Below are 15,097 nucleotides of genomic sequence, written 5' to 3'. Positions count from 1 at the left end.
CTTCCATTCACATCGCGAAAGCCGGCCGCGCGAAAACGTTGCGCCTTCGATCGCCGGCGCGCATCTTCAAGGCGTCCAGCAGCCGGTAGCCGGTTCGCCAGCGGCCAAAACCGCTGGCGATATTGATGTGGCCGGCAAGGCCGATATTCCTGGTCTCGGCCTTCCACAGGCGACCAAACAAGGTCAGCCGATCGACCGTCATGTAGGCATCGTTCATGCTGCCGACGACGATGCTCGGAAATGGCAGAGGCGCCGTCGGCATGCCGCCGAACGAGATGTGCCCGGGATGCAGAATGTCCGTGGCCGGCAGATCGCAGGGAGCAACGAGCAATGCTCCCTTCACCCGACGGGCAACACTTCGCCCGGCCAGCCGGGCGGCGAGCAGGCATCCGAGACTATGGGCAACCAGATAGGCCTCACCGGCCTCTTCGAGCGCGCTTTCCAGGCGCGGCAGCCAGCTGTCGAGGTCAGGATGGCTCCAATCGTCCTGGACAACATAACGGCTGCCCGGTTGATCCTGCAGCCAGTGCTGCTGCCAATGCCCCTCTCCCGAGCCGAACAATCCGGGAAGAATGAGGACGTCGCTCATTGGATCAGCCCGATCACCAGCGCGAACAGGAAGGTGAAGGAACCGACGACCGTGCAGAACCCGGCCGCATGCCTGAACTGCGACATGACGCTTGCCGTCGCTCTTTTCGTTTTGTGCCGGCGGAAGCCGGTCTCAACGACGATCGCCATCCCGCATCCTCCTCAATACCAAAGTCCGGGCATCGCGCCCCAATAATGGAGTTCGTATTCGCGCGCCGACCGGTCCCGCTCTTCGTCGCGGAGAAGCCGTCCGTTTACAGGCTGCAGCCCAGCCGGGCTTTTCGGATCGAGAAAACGGCCGATCGCGCGTTTCAGCCGGAAATAGAAATCAAGCTTCATGCGAACCTCCTGTCAGGAAGCGATGGTTAGGAAATCAGGCAATGACGTCGGGCATTGGCAAGGAGATCGCGAAGCGATGCGGTCGGGCCGTAAAGCATCAGCAAGCGGTTCTCTTCCCGTTTGGCGAGGCGATATCGTCGCGCGAATTCGAAGACGCTCCACAATTGTTCGCCCGGCCGCCCCGAGCCTTCCGCACCGTCTGCCGTTGTGTCCTGAGATAGAACCATGGCGATGTTCCTATTCGGCCGCCGCTATTGCCGGGCCTGCTCCGGGAAAGAAGGCCGCCAATTCGCCGACCACTTCGCTGATGCGGTTCGAAAGCTGATCGGATGAGACCGCGTAGTCCGTGAAATCGCGATCGGACGCATAAACGGCCGTCGGCAGCGTGTGCGCCATGAAAAAACCGAACAGCGGCCGAAGCTGATGCTCGACCATCAGCGCATGCCGATCGCCGCCGCCCGTTGCCGTAATGATGATCGGCTTCGCCCGCAGTTCCTGCGGGTCGATCAGATCGATGAGATGCTTGAAATGGCCGGGATAGGATCCCTTGTAGGTCGGCGAACCGACCACCAGCACGTCGGCGCCCACGATCTCGTCGACGACACGCCGGGCCTGGTCGTCGAGGTCCTTGCGCCACAAGGCGCTGCCCAGCGACGGACCGACATCGTGCAAATCGTAGGTCTTGCTCGTAAATCCGTATCGGATGCTTGCGCGTTCGGCGACGTGGCGGACCAGCGCCAATGTCTTCGATGGACGGTTGAAGCTGCCAGCTATGCCGACGAGTTTGAAACCTGACATGGTTTTTCCTCTCTATGGTTGCTTCAAATATTGTCTATAAAATTACTGGATTAAAGGAATGTGTGTCTCTCCTTCCGCACTCGGTTGAAAAAAACATTCATCTCAGCGTCCGCACGCATAGGCTGCGGCGATCGTCAATCGCCCAGTTGCGGGCTTGGTCTCCGGATGGCAGACGTCTTTGGGCGTATGAAATCCGGCGACAAATGGCTTTGCCGTAAGCCCGCGTATTTTTGGTATAAGATTTCCGGTTCGGCCGGACGATTGGATGACGCGCCCTGCCTTTTCCGCCGGAGAAAATATAGCTTTCTTATAGATTTTAGCGGGAGCTTTTCATGCCAATGCAAACGGCTGATGTCATCGACCTTCAGGCTTACCGGCAAGCGCGTAGCAAGCATGCGCCTGACGCGGCGAAGGTTGCCGCGTCGGTATCGTTTGCGATGCAGCCGGTTCTGATGTGGGTGCCCTATTGGGGCTTCGTTCCGGTCATGGCAATGGGCATTGCGGGACATGGCGTCTGATCAAGCGCTTCGTTCCGACGTCGAAGCGAAGGATGCCGCCGACGAGATTACGGTTCAGACGGGACAGAACTTGCGGCGTATCCGCACCCGCCGCGGCTATTCCCTGGACAGGCTGGCAAAGATCGCCGGCGTCAGCCGGGCGATGCTCGGCCAGATCGAAACGGGCAAGAGCAGCCCGACGTTAAGCATCCTGTCGAAGATCGCGCTTGCTCTCGGCATTCCCTGCGCCGCGTTGATCGCCGAACGCGGCGAAACTCCGATCATTGCCGTGCCGAGGGCACGATCGAAAATCCTCGCGTCTTCCGAGGGGCGCTTCCAGACACGCGCACTCTTTCCCTTCGAGGGCGAGAGGAAGGTGGAATTCTACGAGCTCCGGATCGCTCCGCACCATACCGAAAACGCCGACGCCCATCAGCATGGAACGGTCGAAAATCTGGTCGTTGCTCAAGGCACCGTCGAAATCATCGCCGGCAAACAGCCGCTGCATATCCTGGGTGAAGGCGATGCCATCGTCTTCGAGGCGGACGTTCCCCACGTCTATCGAAACATGACAGGCACGGAGGCGATCCTCTACCTCGTGACGACCTATCTTGAGGACATCAGGGTCTGATGCAAGAAAGCCTCCGTCTCCGGAGGCTTTGTCGTCTCTTTCGGGATGTGAAAGGCTCAGGCGGCCATCGTGCAGCACATCATCATGCCGCCGCACATCATCATCATCGGCATGCCGCCCGACATCATCGACATCATGCGCTTGCAGCATTCCATGAACATGTCCTTGTCCATGCCTTCCATCGGCTTCATTTCGCAGACCATGCCGTCGGCCGTCATGCTGCACTTCATCGAGCCCATCATCATCATCATCATCGGCATAGAGGCCATCATCGGCATCATCGCGCCGTTCATCATGGGCATGCCGCCCATCATCGGCATCATTCCACCACCCATCATCGGGTTCATCATGGCGGGCATCATGTTGTTCATCATCGGCATCATGTTCATGGCGGGGTTCATCGTCTTTCTCCGATCAATGCTGCGCGTTTCGCGTTTTGATGAAACAGGAGATAAAAGAACCAATCGAAGCAAACAATGTAAAAAAATCTTCCCTTATCTTTTCCTCCAATAGAATGGAACGGTTTCGATGGGAATGTGCAAAACCGTCAGGATAACGGAATTTCCTCCGCTATAGCAGGTCGGACGCCGCTGGCTCCGAGCCAGTGACCTGCAGGCGCGGCTGTCGCCGCCGTCACGAATGACGGGGATGCGTCGGATCGTCGTGCGGCTTCAGGAAAAACCGGCGTGCGACATCCCAATAACCGTCATAGACGAGCCCGCCGTTCGAACGGACCAGCATCTCGCGATTGTGGCGATAGACGGTGGACAGACGATACCAGGAGATGCCGGGACGGCGATGGTGGAGAACATGCAGATTGTTGTAGAGAAACAGCAGGCCGAAGAGATGGCTGTTTTCGACGATGGCGGTGCGCTCCTCATGGCTTTCCGCATATCGGTGCTCGGCATAGGATCTAAGCCGCGTCATTGCCGCACCGATATAGACGAAGGCGAAGAGATAGAGCCATAGCGGCATGCCTGAGATGACCGTCACCCAGAAAAGGACGAGGGAGACACCGATGCTATGGACCGCCCATATCCGCTGTCTTCCCGGCTCGTTCGCCCACACCAGCCGCCATTCCTGCCCGAGGAAACTCAGGAGCATCACGGCAGGGCCGATCGTCAACCGGCCGAAAAGGGTCGTGTTCCACCGCGCCAGCAGCCTGCCTGCAGGGCCGAGCCGCTCCCAGGCGGCCCGGGTGACGTAGGAGGATTCCGGATCTTCGATCGGGTCGGTCAGATATTCGTCTCGATGGTGCTCCAGATGGCTTTCCCTGTAGATCGGGTAAGGCAGCCACAGCGACAGGGGCACCGATCCGATCACATCGTTCACCCACCGTCTTCCTGTCGGATGGCCGTGAATGACCTCATGCTGAAGCGACCCGTGCCAGGCAATCAGCCAGCCTCCGACGATCACGACCACGATCGTCGGCAATGATTGCCACCACCAGGTCAGCGCCAGAAACCCGCCATGGATGACGATCGCGAGAATAACGGTCGGCCATTCCGTCGGATGCGGCGGAATGGTGGCGTCCTCAGATGTCCTGTCGAGCATGCGTGCGATTTCCCCTTCAATCACAGCAATCTAGCGAACGGCGTCAAAGGCAAGGAATTATGTCTATCTATTTTATAGACTTATTTGGAAAAATCCGTCTCAACCGAGGTGCCACTCGGCTTAAGGCCTGTCGCCGCCAAGATGGCGCTCCAGGAAAGGCAGATTGTCCTGTCCCCAGTAAATCTCGCCGTCATGGACATAGGTGGGGAAGCCGAAGACACCGCTGTCGCGCGCATGCGTGCGGTCTGCCGACCATTTGTTCTGGACATCCTCATCGGCTTGCCGCCGGAGCAGTGCTGCACCATCAAAGCCTGCGGCGGTAACAATCGCCTCACGGACGTCGGGCTTGCCGATATCCCTCGCCTCGGCCCAGAAGGCATGCTGCAGGGTTCGGGCGACACCGATCCAGTCCTGTCCGTCGAGATAGGCGGCAATGACGAAGAGGGAGGCCGGCGTCGGATCGGTGAGCTCAGGGCGATGTTCGAGCCGCAATTCCTTGCCCCGCACGCGCGCCCAGCGTTTGAGGTCCCGCGTCCAGTAAGCACGCCGGATTTCGGGCCGGTTGCGCGAGAAGATCCCGCCATTTTCCTCGACCACCGTCGTCAGATAGGGCGCGACGACGACGTCGTTCTTCGCCGCCAGTTCGATGAAGGCGTCGAAACCGATGTAGGACCAGGGCGATCCAATCGAAAAGAAGTATTCTACCGTTCTCGTCACTGGTGATTGTTCCTCGTGAATGATTGTTCTGACGTCGAATGAGGGCTTGACCGGCGCGGCCTGCCTCAGGAAGCGCCCCGAATTTCGGGCTGCGCTTTCCATCCGAGCTGCGGCGCGATCCTTGTCACGAAGTCGTGCAGGATCTGACGGTATTCCTCGTGCTCGAACTCGTAAGGAAGCTCCAGCCGCAGCTCGCCGACCTCAGGCAGGATCGGATCGGAAAAAAGCTGCTCCAAGATCTCCTCCGACGTGCCGACGATATCGCGGGCAAACAGGGTCCGCCGCTCGCCCTGGGGCGAAAGCGTCCGCTGATGGCGGCCAGCGGCATAATCGCGATAGCGGCGGCGTGTCGCCGCATCGGCGCTGTCGAAAGGCACGATGACGCGGCCGAGCGCGACGCGGCGCTGAGGTCCGGCGCCACGGTAGGTTTCGATCAACCTGGATTGGGCGACGAAGAAGTCGTCGGTCCCCTCCCCCGTTATCACGTTGCCGGTCAGGAGATTGAAGCCGTTGCGCCCGGCCCACTCGGCCGAGCGCTGAGACCCGCCGCCATACCAGATCCGATCGATCAGGCCTTTGGCATAAGGTTGCAGCCGCGGCCGCTGCGGGCCGAAGGGCGTCTTGATCAAGGTCTCATCGTCGCCGAGATAGGCACCGCGCAGATTGTCGGCGAAGCGCAGCACGCGGTCATGCGAGAAATCGTAGCGCGTCCAGTCGCCGTCGAAGGCGAGCGGGGCAATCAACTCGGCATGCGGCGGCCGGCCGGCGCTGACGCCGATATTCAGCCGTCCGCGTGAGAGGACATCGACCGTGGCGAGGTCTTCGGCCAGCCGGTAGGGGTTTTCATAGCCGATCGGAATGACCGCCGTTCCGAGCTGGATCCGGCTGGTCCGTTGCGTCGCCGCCGCCAGAAAGGCGCTCGCGGAAGAAATCCCGGGCTCCACGTGCCGCTGGCGGACCCAGGCGCTGTCGAAACCCAGCTCTTCGCCATATTGCAGTTGCTGGAGCGTCTGCTCCAATCCTGACAGGGGATCGTCGTCGCGATAGTTGCCGGGGGTGAGGAAACCGATATGGCTGATGGATATAATGCCGCTGCTCATGTCACGCCTTCTGCAGATCAGTATTTCGGCAGGCCGGGCGGATTGGTCTCGGATGCCGGCAAGGCCTCCTCGGAAAGGTGCCAGTGGTCGAGGATTTTGCCGTAGGTGCCGTCCTTGATCAGGCCGTTGGTGGCGACGGTCAGCGCATCGGCAAGCCCTCCTCCCTTGCGGGTGGCGATCGCAACGTCGGAACGATCAGGCCAGCCGGCGCTGAGCGTGCCGACGCGCTTGATGTTCTTGTCGCGCGCAGCGATGAAGACCAGCTGCGCATGCGGCTGGACGATGACATCGGCCCTGCCCGACTGCAGCGCGAGGAGGCTTGCCGCCTCGTCGTCGTAATATTGCAGCTCGATCGGTTTCAGGCCCGCGGCGACATCCTCGTCGCTCCACTTCACCAGGATGCGCTCCTGATTGGTTCCAGCCCCGACGATGATCCTCAGACCCGCCGCATCCTTCGGCTGTTTGATCGAGGTGACCGGGCTGTCGGACTTCACGAAGATGCCGTGCAGGCCCTGACGGTAGGTGGAGAAATCGAACTTCTCCTTGCGCTGCTCGGTGACCCCGACATTGGAAATGACGGCATCATACTTGCCCGAGGCCAGGCCGAGCGGCCAGTCGATCCAGGCGACGGGCACGATCTCCAGCGTCAGGCCGAGACTGTCGGCGATGGCACAGGCATAATCGGGATCCGCCCCGACCACGGTCTTGGCGTCGGTGGCATAGGTGGAAAGCGGCGGCCCGCCCGGACTGACGGCGATGGTGAACTTGCCTGGCGTGACGAACTTGAATCCCTTGGGGATCGCCGCGATCGCCGCATCGTTTTTGGCGGCATGCAGCCTGCCCGGCTGCTGCGGGCTCAGGTCGAAATCGTCGGCCGCACGGGTTGCGCCGAAGGAAAGGCCGGACGCCATGGCGGCGATCAGCAGGGTCCGCAATGCCGGAAAGGCAATCATCGTCTTCAATCTCCGAAATGTCAGGCAGGAATGGCCGGCAGCATACTGCCGGCCGGATAGGATCAGGAGCCGCTCTTCGGCAGGCCGGGCGGGTTGGTCTGCGCCTTGTCGATCGCCTCCGGACCGAGATTCCACGTATCGAGGATCTTCTTATAGGCGCCGCTGGCGATCAGGTCGTTGACGACGTCGGTCAGGGGAGCCGCCAGACCGCTGCCCTTGCGGGTGGTGACCGCAATCTCGGCGGTGATCGGCCAGCCGCCGCTGACAGTGCCGACGAGCTTGGTCTTGCCGTTTATCCCTGCCGAATAGGCCTGCGTCGCATTGACACTGAAGACGGCGTCGGCTCTGCCGGACTGCACGGCGAGATCCTTGACCGCGTCGTCGTCATAATATTGCACCTCGATCGGCTTCAAGCCGGCGGCGACATTCTCGCGGTCCCATTCCAGCAGGATCTTCTCCTGGTTGGTGCCGGCATCGGTGATGACCTTCAGGCCGGCAATATCCTTCGGCTGCTTGAGCGCTGCGATCGGGCTTTCGGCCTTGACGTAGAAACCAAGTTCATCCTTGCGGTAGGTCGAGAAATCGAACTTCTCCTTGCGCTCTTCCGTGACGGTCACGTTCGAGATCACCGCGTCGAATTTGCCGGAGGTCAGCCCCAGCGGCCAATCGGCCCAGGCGACGGAGACGAGGTTGAGCTTCAGGCCGAGGCTGTCGGCAATGGCCTGCGCCAGATCGACGTCGTAACCGATGACTGTCTTGGAATCGGAGGCATAGTCATGCAGCGGCAGATTGCCGCTTGAGCTGATGCCGACGGTGAAGGCGCCGTTTTCGACGAACTTGAAGTCCTTGATTTCAGCGATGCGTTTCTCGTTCTTTTCCACCCGCAGCCGGTTCGGCTGTTCGGGGCTGAGATCGAATTTCTGCTGCGCCTGAGCGGAACCGAAACCGATTGCGCCGATGGTGACGGCTCCCGCTATGAGAAGCCTTACTCTATCTGCAAATGCCATGCCCCTTCTCCATTTCATCTTCGGGTTGTGGTTATTGTCGTTCGACCGGAGCAGCCCGTCGCGGCCCGGCATTTCACCAGCGCCGATCGGCGCTAGAGAACCTTGGCAAGGAATTCGCGGGTTCGGGGATGCTCCGCCTGTGTGAAAATCCGGGCCGGCGGACCAACCTCCAGAATACGGCCGCTTTCCATGAAGACGACCGTGTCGGCGACTTCGCGGGCAAAGCCGACCTCATGGGTGACGATGACGAGCGTCGTGCCGGTGCGGGCGAGGTCCTTGATGAGGTCCAGCACTTCGCCGACAAGCTCCGGATCAAGTGCAGAGGTCGGCTCGTCGAAGAGCAGCACCTTGGGACGGAGCGCTAAGGCCCGGGCGATCGCCACACGCTGCTGCTGGCCGCCGGAGAGCTGGCGCGGATAGGCATTGATCTTGTCGCTGAGGCCGATACGGGCCAACAGCTCCTGCGCCAGTTGCACGGCTTCCTCGCGGCCGAGCCCACGAACCTGGATCGGCGCCTCGATGAGATTTTCGAGCACGGTCAGATGCGGGAACAGATTGAAGCTCTGGAAGACCATGCCGATATCGGCGCGGCGCTTGAGGATCTCTTTTTCCTTGAGCTCGTAGAGCGTGTCGCCCTTCCTGCTGTAGCCGACGAAATCGCCGTCGACGGAGATGAAACCCTCATCGACACGCTCCAGATGGTTGATCGCGCGCAGAAGCGTCGATTTACCGGAGCCGGACGGACCAAGGATGGCGGTCACGCTGCCCGAGGGCAGGCTGAGCTCGACCTTGTCGAGCACCTTCAGCGAGCCGAAACTCTTCGAGATCGTTTGCACGCGCACCGCCCCGCCCGTAGCCCGCAGTGAGGCCGCATCCCGGAAGCCGATCTTGCGCACGGGCTCGACCGTCGTATCGAAGGCAGGAAGCGAGCGACGGAAACGCTCGAAGAATGCCTGAAAGGGCAGCGGCGTCGGATTGCGCACGGCGCCCTTGGAGAAATAGCGCTCGATATAATGCTGGGCGACCGACAGCACCGTCATGATGATCAGGTACCAAACGGTGGCGACCATCAGCAGCGGAATGACTTCGAGATTGCGGCGGTAGATCACCTGCACCGTGTAGAACAGTTCCGGCAGCGCCAGCACATAGACCATGGACGTGCTTTTCGCCAATCCGATGAGTTCGTTGAAACCGGTCGGCAGGATCGAGCGCATCGCCTGCGGCAGCACGATGCGGAAAGCCTGGCGCCGGCGCGGCAGGCCGAGGGCGGCGGCGGCCTCCAGCTGGCCATGATCCACCGAAAGGATACCGCCGCGGACGATCTCGGCGAAGAAGGCCGACTGGTTGAGTGTCAGGCCGAGGAAGGCGGCGGCAAACGGCGTCAGCAACTGCACCGTGGGATAATCGATGAAGACCGTGTTGGTGAAGGGGATGCCGATCCTGATCGTTTCGTAGAGATAGCCGAGATTGTTCAGGATCAGCAGCAGCACGATCATCGGGATCGAGCGCAACAGCCAGATATAACCCCAGGAAAGGCCTGACAGCAGCGGCGACTTGGAGACCCGGGCGAGCGCCAGGGCCGTCCCGAGAATGGAACCGGAAACGGCGGCAAGCGCGGTCAGCAGCAACGTCCTGCCGAGGCCAACGAGCACCGGCTCGGCAAAGAACCATTCGGCAAAGACGTTCCAACCCCAGCGCGGATTGGTGAAGGTCGAATAGAGCACGGCGACGATGACGACGGCGGCGAAGATCGTGCCGGCCAGACGACCGGGATGGCGTGCCGGCACGATGCGGTAACGGGAATGATCCGGCTTCGATTCCACCGTCCTGCTGCCGGGCGCGATGCCGGCGAAATCCGTCGTCAGTGCCATTCTTGCTTCCCTTTTATGATTGTCGGTCTTTGCCGTTTTCAGTGATTTGCGCCGGCCACGCGCAGGCGTGGTTCGGCCTCATCGAGAACCGATTGCGCGAGATGGGTGATGTCCTTCTCGAAGGGCAGGCTCTTGTAGATTTCGGGATCGGCTGATGTGTCGAAGAGAGCCGTATAGCCGTCATTCAGATAGAGGCCGACGGCCTCGGGCTGGCGGAAACCGGTCGTCAGGTAAATGCGGCTATAACCCTGACGGCCGGCCTGGGCCTCCAGCTCCACCAGCACCTTGCGGGCAAGACCCTGGCGGCGCAGGTCGGAACGCGTCCAGATGCGTTTGAATTCGGCGGTGCGCTCGTCATAATGTTTGAAGGCGCCGCCGCCGATGGTTTCGCCATTGCGGAGCAGCAGCAGAAAATTGCCGTGAGGCGGCGCAAAGGCTTCGGGAGGATAGCGGTTGAGCTCTGCCGCAGCACCTTCGGCATTGAAATAGGTGCCGTAGCGGCTGTCATATTCATGGATCAACTCATCGATCAGCGGCTTGGCGCGGGGGTCGAGAGGGCTCGTATAGAGAAACGTGTCGCTCATATCGTTCGTCACCCATTGTCATCCGTGAGGAAGGTTTCGGCGAGCCGCACCCAGTAGCGGGCGGCCGGTGCAATGATCGCGTCGTTGAAATCGTAGTGGGCGCTGTGCAGAGGCGCGCTGTCGCCATTGCCGACGAAGAGATAGCTGCCGGGATTGGCCTGCAGCATGAAGGCAAAATCCTCGCTCGCGGTGCGCGGCCGGAAATCCTTTTCGATCGCCGCAAGACCAAGCGCATCATAGGCGACATCCCGGGCAAATGCGGTTTCCTTGGCGTGGTTGACCAGCGCCGGAAAACCGAGCCGGTAATTCACCTCCGCCACCGCGCCGAAGCTTTCGGCCTGGGCGCGGGCAAGGGCTGGAATGCGCTCCTGCAGCAGCTGACGCACCGTCTCGCTGAAGGCCCGCATGGTCAGCTTCATCTCCACACTCTCGGGGATGACATTCGAGGCGGAGCCGGCATGGATCGAGCCGACAGTGGCGACCGCCATGTCTTGCGGATCGACATTGCGAGAGACGACACTTTGCAGGGCGGTGATGAAGGATGCGGACGCCAGCACCGGATCGACGGCGCGGTGCGGCTCGGCGCCGTGGCCGCCCTTGCCGACAATCTTGACGACCGCCTGATCGACCGAGGCCATGGCCGGGCCGGCGACAAAACCGAACTGGCCCGCCGGCACACCCGGCCAGTTGTGCAGGCCGAAGACCGCATCGACGGGAAACCGTTCGAACAGGCCTTCCGAGATCATCTTGCGGGCGCCCGCACCAATTTCCTCGGCGGGCTGAAAGATCAGCCTCAACGTGCCGCTGAAATTGCCGCTCTCTGCGAGATAGCGCGCAGCCGCCAGCAGGATCGAGGTATGGCCGTCATGACCACAGGCGTGCATGACGCCCGGATTGCTGCTCGCATAGGCAAGACCGGTCGCTTCCTCGATCGGCAGCCCATCCATATCGGCGCGAATACCGATCCGTTTCCTGCCTTCGCCGCGTCTCAAGGTGGCGACGATGCCGGTGCCGGCAATGCCCGTCGTCACCTCGTAGCCCCAGGAGGACAGGCGGGAGGCCACGAGCTTGCTGGTCCTGAGCTCCTGGAAGGCAAGCTCGGGATATTGGTGCAGATCGTGGCGAAGTGCGATGATCTCGTCGAGATAGGCGGCGATGCCCTTCTCGACCGGATCGTTGCTGCGCGGGTTCCGAGCGATAGTGTCCATGGCGGTTCGCCGGCGCCTCAGGCGCCGACAGCCCTTCCCTGCTCGAGCTGATCGGCGCCGGCCGCATAGCGGCTTTCCCGGAAGGGCAGGCCCAGATGATCGCGCAGCGTCTCGCCCTTCAGGACCGGATCGAAATAGCCGCGCTCGGTCAGGATCGGCAGGACGTATTCGGCGAAGTCATCGAAGCCTTCGGCGATGACGGGAAAACCGAGGATGAAGCCGTCGGCGGCGCCATGATCCACCCAGCGGATGATCTCGTCGGCGATATGTTCCGCCGTACCGATGAAGGCCGTGCGGGGTGTGGCGACGTCGAGCGCGGTTTCGCGCAGCGTCAGCCCTTTTTCGCGTGCCGTGCGCTTGATGCGGTCGGTGGTTGCCCGGAAGCTGTTCTTGCCGATATCGCCAAGATCCGGGAAGGCCTCGTCGAGCGGATAGATGCTGAAATCGTGATGATCGAAGAAGCGGCCGAGATAGGCGAGCGCTTCCTCGATGGTGACGAGATTGCGGATCGCCTGATATTTGGCTTCCGCTTCCTCGGCCGTCTTCCCGACGATCGGGCCGATGCCGGGGTAAATGCCGGCTTCGGCTGCCGGGCGTCCATGGGCGACGACGCTGTCCTTCAGCTGCCGATAGAAGGCCTGGGCTTCCTCGAACGGGCCGCCATTGGTGAAGACGGCATCGGCATGTTTGCCGGCGAGTCTGATGCCGGAGTCCGAGGCGCCGGCCTGGAAGATCACCGGTTGCCCCTGCTTCGAACGGCCAATGTTGAGCGGCCCCTCGATGCGGAAGAAGCGGCCCTTGTGGTTAAGGCGGTGCATCCTGGTCTTGTCGGCATAGACGCCGGTTTCGCGATCGCGCACGAAGGCGTCGTCATCCCAGGAATCCCACAAGCCTTTAATCGCATCGATATAGTCTTCGGCGATCTCGTAGCGCAGCTCGTGCTCGGGATGTTGGCGACTGTAGTTGCGCCCGGAGCCTTCAAGCGGCGAGGTCACCGCATTCCACCCTGCCCTGCCGCCGCTGATAAGATCTACCGAAGCAAACTGACGGGCGATGGTGAAGGGATCGCTGTAGGAGGTCGAGACCGTACCGACGAGGCCGATTTTCGAGGTCGAGGCCGCCAGCGCCGAAAGAATGGCGATCGGCTCGAAGCGGTTGAGGAAATGCGGGATCGACTGCTCGTTGATATAGAGCCCGTCGGCTACGAAGGCGAAGGCGATGCCGGCGGCCTCTGCCTTCCGCGCCGTCTTGACGAAGAAGTCGAAATTGACGCTGGCATCCACCGGTCCGCTTGGATGCTTCCAGGCATTCATGTGACCGCCGGGACCCTGCAGCATGATGCCGAACGTGACGTGTTTCTGAGGCATGGGATCGATCTCCTTGAAAACGGTCAGGCGACGAGGGAAAGCCGCTCTTCGGCGAGCAACTCGATGGAGGCAAGGCGCTCGGCGACCGACAGCGCCGGCGTGTCGAGCACGAATTCCTTGACGCCGTAGCGGCGGTGAAGCTCGTCCAATTCCTTGCGGATCTGCTTTGCCGTGCCGTGCAGTACGCTCGGCACCTTCTCCTCGATGCGGTAATCGGTGACGCCGGCCTGGCGGGCAAATTCGGCCGCCTGCTCCTCGCTGCCGACATTGGCGGTCTGGCCATTCGGCAGGAACAGCTTGACGATGCGCAGATTGCCGATCCTCTCGCGGGCATAGTCATCGCTTTCGGCGGCAAAAGCTGCGAGCGCCAGGATCGGCCGCTTGCCGCCGGACGCCCGCTCATAAGCCTCGAAGGTCCTGCGCAGATTGTCGGGATCGCCGTTCAGGTGACCGGCAAAGACCAGTTCCCAGCCCTTCTCGGCCGCCAGTTCGGCGCTTTCGACGCTGGCGCCGAGCAGGAAACGATCGGGCGCCGTCGGCGGGAAAGGGGTTGCCTGCGCACCGTCATAGTTCGGATTGGCAGCAAGATAGGTGTTGAGATCGGAAAGCTGGCTTGCAAAATCCGGCTTCCTGGACGGATCGACGGCAAGCTGCAGGGCGCGCGTCGACAGCGGAAAACCGCCCGGCGCCTTGCCGACACCGAGATCGACACGGCCGGGCGCAAGCGATGCCAGCAAATTGAACGTCTCGGCAACCTTATAGGCGCTGTAATGCTGCAGCATGACGCCGCCGGAGCCGATACGGATCTTCGAGGTTCTGGCGAGGAGATAGGCGATCAGCACCTCCGGCGCGGAGCTTGCCAGATTGGACATGTTATGATGCTCGGCCACCCAGAAGCGGTGATAACCGAGTTCCTCGGCGCGCGCGGCAATCTTGACCGTTGCCCGCAACGCATCCGCGGCGGTGAAACCCTGTTCGATCGGGCTTTTGTCGAGAAGGCTGAGGAGATAGGTCATGACATCACGATCCGATCGCTGGTTGCAAAGTATAATCTATAAAATCAGTAGACAAACTTCGTTATAAGAAATGGCTTTCTCTTTCGCGGAGGTTGCGTGAAAAAAAGCGGTGGTGCCTGAAATGGAAAATCGGAGGCTCGGGTCGGGCCGCCGCCGTGCAAAAGGCGTCTTTCAATCGACCATTTGATGATCTATATTTTGGTCGAAAAGGAGCAACAGCATGAGGCTGTCAGATCAAGTCAAGCCGATCAGCTATCTCAAAACGCATGCGCCCGAGATCATCCGGACACTGAAAGACAATCCGCAGCCGGTTGTCATTACCCTTCACGGCGAAGCGAAAGCCATTTTGCAGGATGTCGGCCAATATGAAGAGACACAGGAGACCTTGGCGCTCCTGAAGGTGCTGGCGCTGACCAATCGGCAAGTCGAGGAAGGCAAGCTGCGCCCCGCTGCCGAGACCTTCGCGCGCATTCGCAAGCGTTTGTCCAACAGCCAATCCTGATGCCTTATCGTGTTCGTTTCGCCGAGGAAGCGGAACGCGACATCGAAGATCTCTACCGTTTCATCGCCGGCCGCGACGGCATCGAGACGGCTGAGCGCATCCTGACGGAAATCGAGAGTGCCTGCGCCGATCTCGAAGAATTCCCGGCCAGGGGAAATATCCCGAAAGAGCTCACCGCTATCGGACTCACCGAATATCGCGAACGGCACCATAAGCCCTGGCGCATGATCTATCGCATCATCGGCAGCGACGGCGCCCGTCTACTGTGTCGTAGACGGGCGCCATGACATGCAGACCTTCCTGGAGCGAAGGCTGATCCGCTGACCCGGGCATATCGACTTCAGCGGTCGCACAACCCTCGAACC

At 61.1% G+C, this 15,097-nt stretch carries 19 protein-coding genes and 1 pseudogene; 5 read left to right on the top strand and 15 right to left on the bottom strand.

Annotation, left to right across the window (positions count from 1 at the left end):
* Positions 1-7: 7 nt before the first annotated feature.
* From AMK05_RS22355 to msuE, 5 genes are read right to left on the bottom strand one after another with little or no spacing between them, the layout of a single operon-like run.
* The gene (locus tag AMK05_RS22355; protein WP_064841505.1) at positions 8-589 is read right to left on the bottom strand and encodes an RBBP9/YdeN family alpha/beta hydrolase; all 582 of its coding nucleotides are present in this window, start codon (positions 587-589) and stop codon (positions 8-10) included.
* Positions 586-738, bottom strand: a complete 153-nt coding sequence (locus AMK05_RS35330) for a hypothetical protein (RefSeq protein WP_171899842.1) — start codon at positions 736-738, stop codon at positions 586-588. Before AMK05_RS35330 ends, AMK05_RS22355 begins: the two co-directional genes overlap by 4 nt.
* Positions 739-750: 12 nt before the next feature.
* Entirely contained in the window at positions 751-927 is a 177-nt protein-coding gene (locus tag AMK05_RS35325) for a hypothetical protein (protein WP_171899841.1), read from the bottom strand.
* A 26-nt stretch (positions 928-953) separates the two neighbouring features.
* Entirely contained in the window at positions 954-1,154 is a 201-nt protein-coding gene (locus tag AMK05_RS22350) for a hypothetical protein (protein ID WP_064841504.1), read from the bottom strand.
* Positions 1,155-1,164: 10 nt separating this feature from the next.
* Positions 1,165-1,725: an FMN reductase gene (gene msuE, locus AMK05_RS22345; protein WP_064841503.1), complete on the bottom strand. Its 561-nt coding sequence runs from the start codon at positions 1,723-1,725 to the stop codon at positions 1,165-1,167.
* A 332-nt stretch (positions 1,726-2,057) separates the two neighbouring features.
* Between msuE and AMK05_RS22340 the strand changes: the two genes are divergently transcribed.
* The 3 genes from AMK05_RS22340 (at position 2,058) to AMK05_RS36235 (ending at position 3,366) form a co-directional block, all read left to right on the top strand.
* Complete coding sequence (locus AMK05_RS22340) at positions 2,058-2,243, top strand: hypothetical protein (protein ID WP_064841502.1); 186 nt, start codon at positions 2,058-2,060, stop codon at positions 2,241-2,243.
* Positions 2,233-2,853: a helix-turn-helix domain-containing protein gene (locus AMK05_RS22335; protein ID WP_064841501.1), complete on the top strand. Its 621-nt coding sequence runs from the start codon at positions 2,233-2,235 to the stop codon at positions 2,851-2,853. Before AMK05_RS22340 ends, AMK05_RS22335 begins: the two co-directional genes overlap by 11 nt.
* Positions 2,854-2,922: 69 nt before the next feature.
* Positions 2,923-3,366: a hypothetical protein gene (locus AMK05_RS36235; RefSeq protein WP_442966266.1), complete on the top strand. Its 444-nt coding sequence runs from the start codon at positions 2,923-2,925 to the stop codon at positions 3,364-3,366.
* A gap of 120 nt (positions 3,367-3,486) precedes the next feature.
* Here AMK05_RS36235 and AMK05_RS22325 read toward each other — a convergent pair whose 3' ends face one another.
* The 10 genes from AMK05_RS22325 to AMK05_RS22280 all read right to left on the bottom strand — a co-directional run bounded on the left by AMK05_RS22325 (position 3,487) and on the right by AMK05_RS22280 (position 14,230).
* Complete coding sequence (locus AMK05_RS22325; protein WP_064841500.1) at positions 3,487-4,407, bottom strand: fatty acid desaturase; 921 nt, start codon at positions 4,405-4,407, stop codon at positions 3,487-3,489.
* A gap of 120 nt (positions 4,408-4,527) precedes the next feature.
* Positions 4,528-5,124, bottom strand: coding sequence for a 2-hydroxychromene-2-carboxylate isomerase (locus tag AMK05_RS22320; protein WP_064841499.1), 597 nt, complete (start codon positions 5,122-5,124; stop codon positions 4,528-4,530).
* Positions 5,125-5,189: 65 nt separating this feature from the next.
* Positions 5,190-6,224, bottom strand: coding sequence for an LLM class flavin-dependent oxidoreductase (locus AMK05_RS22315; protein ID WP_064841498.1), 1,035 nt, complete (start codon positions 6,222-6,224; stop codon positions 5,190-5,192).
* Between the two features lie 17 nt (positions 6,225-6,241).
* On the bottom strand, positions 6,242-7,177 hold the full coding sequence (locus tag AMK05_RS22310) for an ABC transporter substrate-binding protein (RefSeq protein WP_064841497.1): 936 nt from the start codon (positions 7,175-7,177) through the stop codon (positions 6,242-6,244).
* Between the two features lie 62 nt (positions 7,178-7,239).
* A complete protein-coding gene (locus AMK05_RS22305; protein WP_064841496.1) occupies positions 7,240-8,184 on the bottom strand; it encodes an ABC transporter substrate-binding protein in 945 nt (314 codons plus the stop codon).
* Positions 8,185-8,276: 92 nt separating this feature from the next.
* The gene (locus AMK05_RS36050) at positions 8,277-10,055 is read right to left on the bottom strand and encodes an amino acid ABC transporter permease/ATP-binding protein (RefSeq protein WP_064841495.1); all 1,779 of its coding nucleotides are present in this window, start codon (positions 10,053-10,055) and stop codon (positions 8,277-8,279) included.
* Positions 10,056-10,093: 38 nt separating this feature from the next.
* Positions 10,094-10,651, bottom strand: coding sequence for a GNAT family N-acetyltransferase (locus AMK05_RS22295; RefSeq protein WP_064841494.1), 558 nt, complete (start codon positions 10,649-10,651; stop codon positions 10,094-10,096).
* A complete protein-coding gene (locus AMK05_RS22290) occupies positions 10,648-11,847 on the bottom strand; it encodes a M20 aminoacylase family protein (protein ID WP_064841493.1) in 1,200 nt (399 codons plus the stop codon). Before AMK05_RS22290 ends, AMK05_RS22295 begins: the two co-directional genes overlap by 4 nt.
* Before the next feature lie 17 nt (positions 11,848-11,864).
* On the bottom strand, positions 11,865-13,214 hold the full coding sequence (locus AMK05_RS22285) for an LLM class flavin-dependent oxidoreductase (RefSeq protein ID WP_064841492.1): 1,350 nt from the start codon (positions 13,212-13,214) through the stop codon (positions 11,865-11,867).
* Positions 13,215-13,237: 23 nt separating this feature from the next.
* Positions 13,238-14,230 (bottom strand): LLM class flavin-dependent oxidoreductase, encoded by a 993-nt coding sequence (locus AMK05_RS22280; protein WP_064841491.1) that lies wholly within the window; start codon positions 14,228-14,230, stop codon positions 13,238-13,240.
* 220 nt (positions 14,231-14,450) lie between these two features.
* Here AMK05_RS22280 and AMK05_RS22275 point away from each other — a divergent pair, with 220 nt between their 5' ends.
* Together AMK05_RS22275 and AMK05_RS22270 are read left to right on the top strand one after the other, a co-directional pair.
* Positions 14,451-14,732 carry a type II toxin-antitoxin system Phd/YefM family antitoxin gene (locus AMK05_RS22275; protein ID WP_064841490.1) on the top strand — a complete coding sequence of 94 codons (282 nt, stop codon included), beginning with the start codon at positions 14,451-14,453 and terminating at the stop codon, positions 14,730-14,732.
* A pseudogene (locus AMK05_RS22270) lies at positions 14,732-15,056 on the top strand (type II toxin-antitoxin system RelE/ParE family toxin). Before AMK05_RS22275 ends, AMK05_RS22270 begins: the two are co-directional and overlap by 1 nt.
* Positions 15,057-15,097 lie beyond the last annotated feature (41 nt).

The sequence above is a fragment of the Rhizobium sp. N324 genome (genome assembly GCF_001664485.1).
GTDB lineage: Bacteria > Pseudomonadota > Alphaproteobacteria > Rhizobiales > Rhizobiaceae > Rhizobium.
The sequence above is the reverse complement of the archived record's forward strand: the minus strand, read 5'-3'. Positions and strand labels throughout refer to the sequence as shown.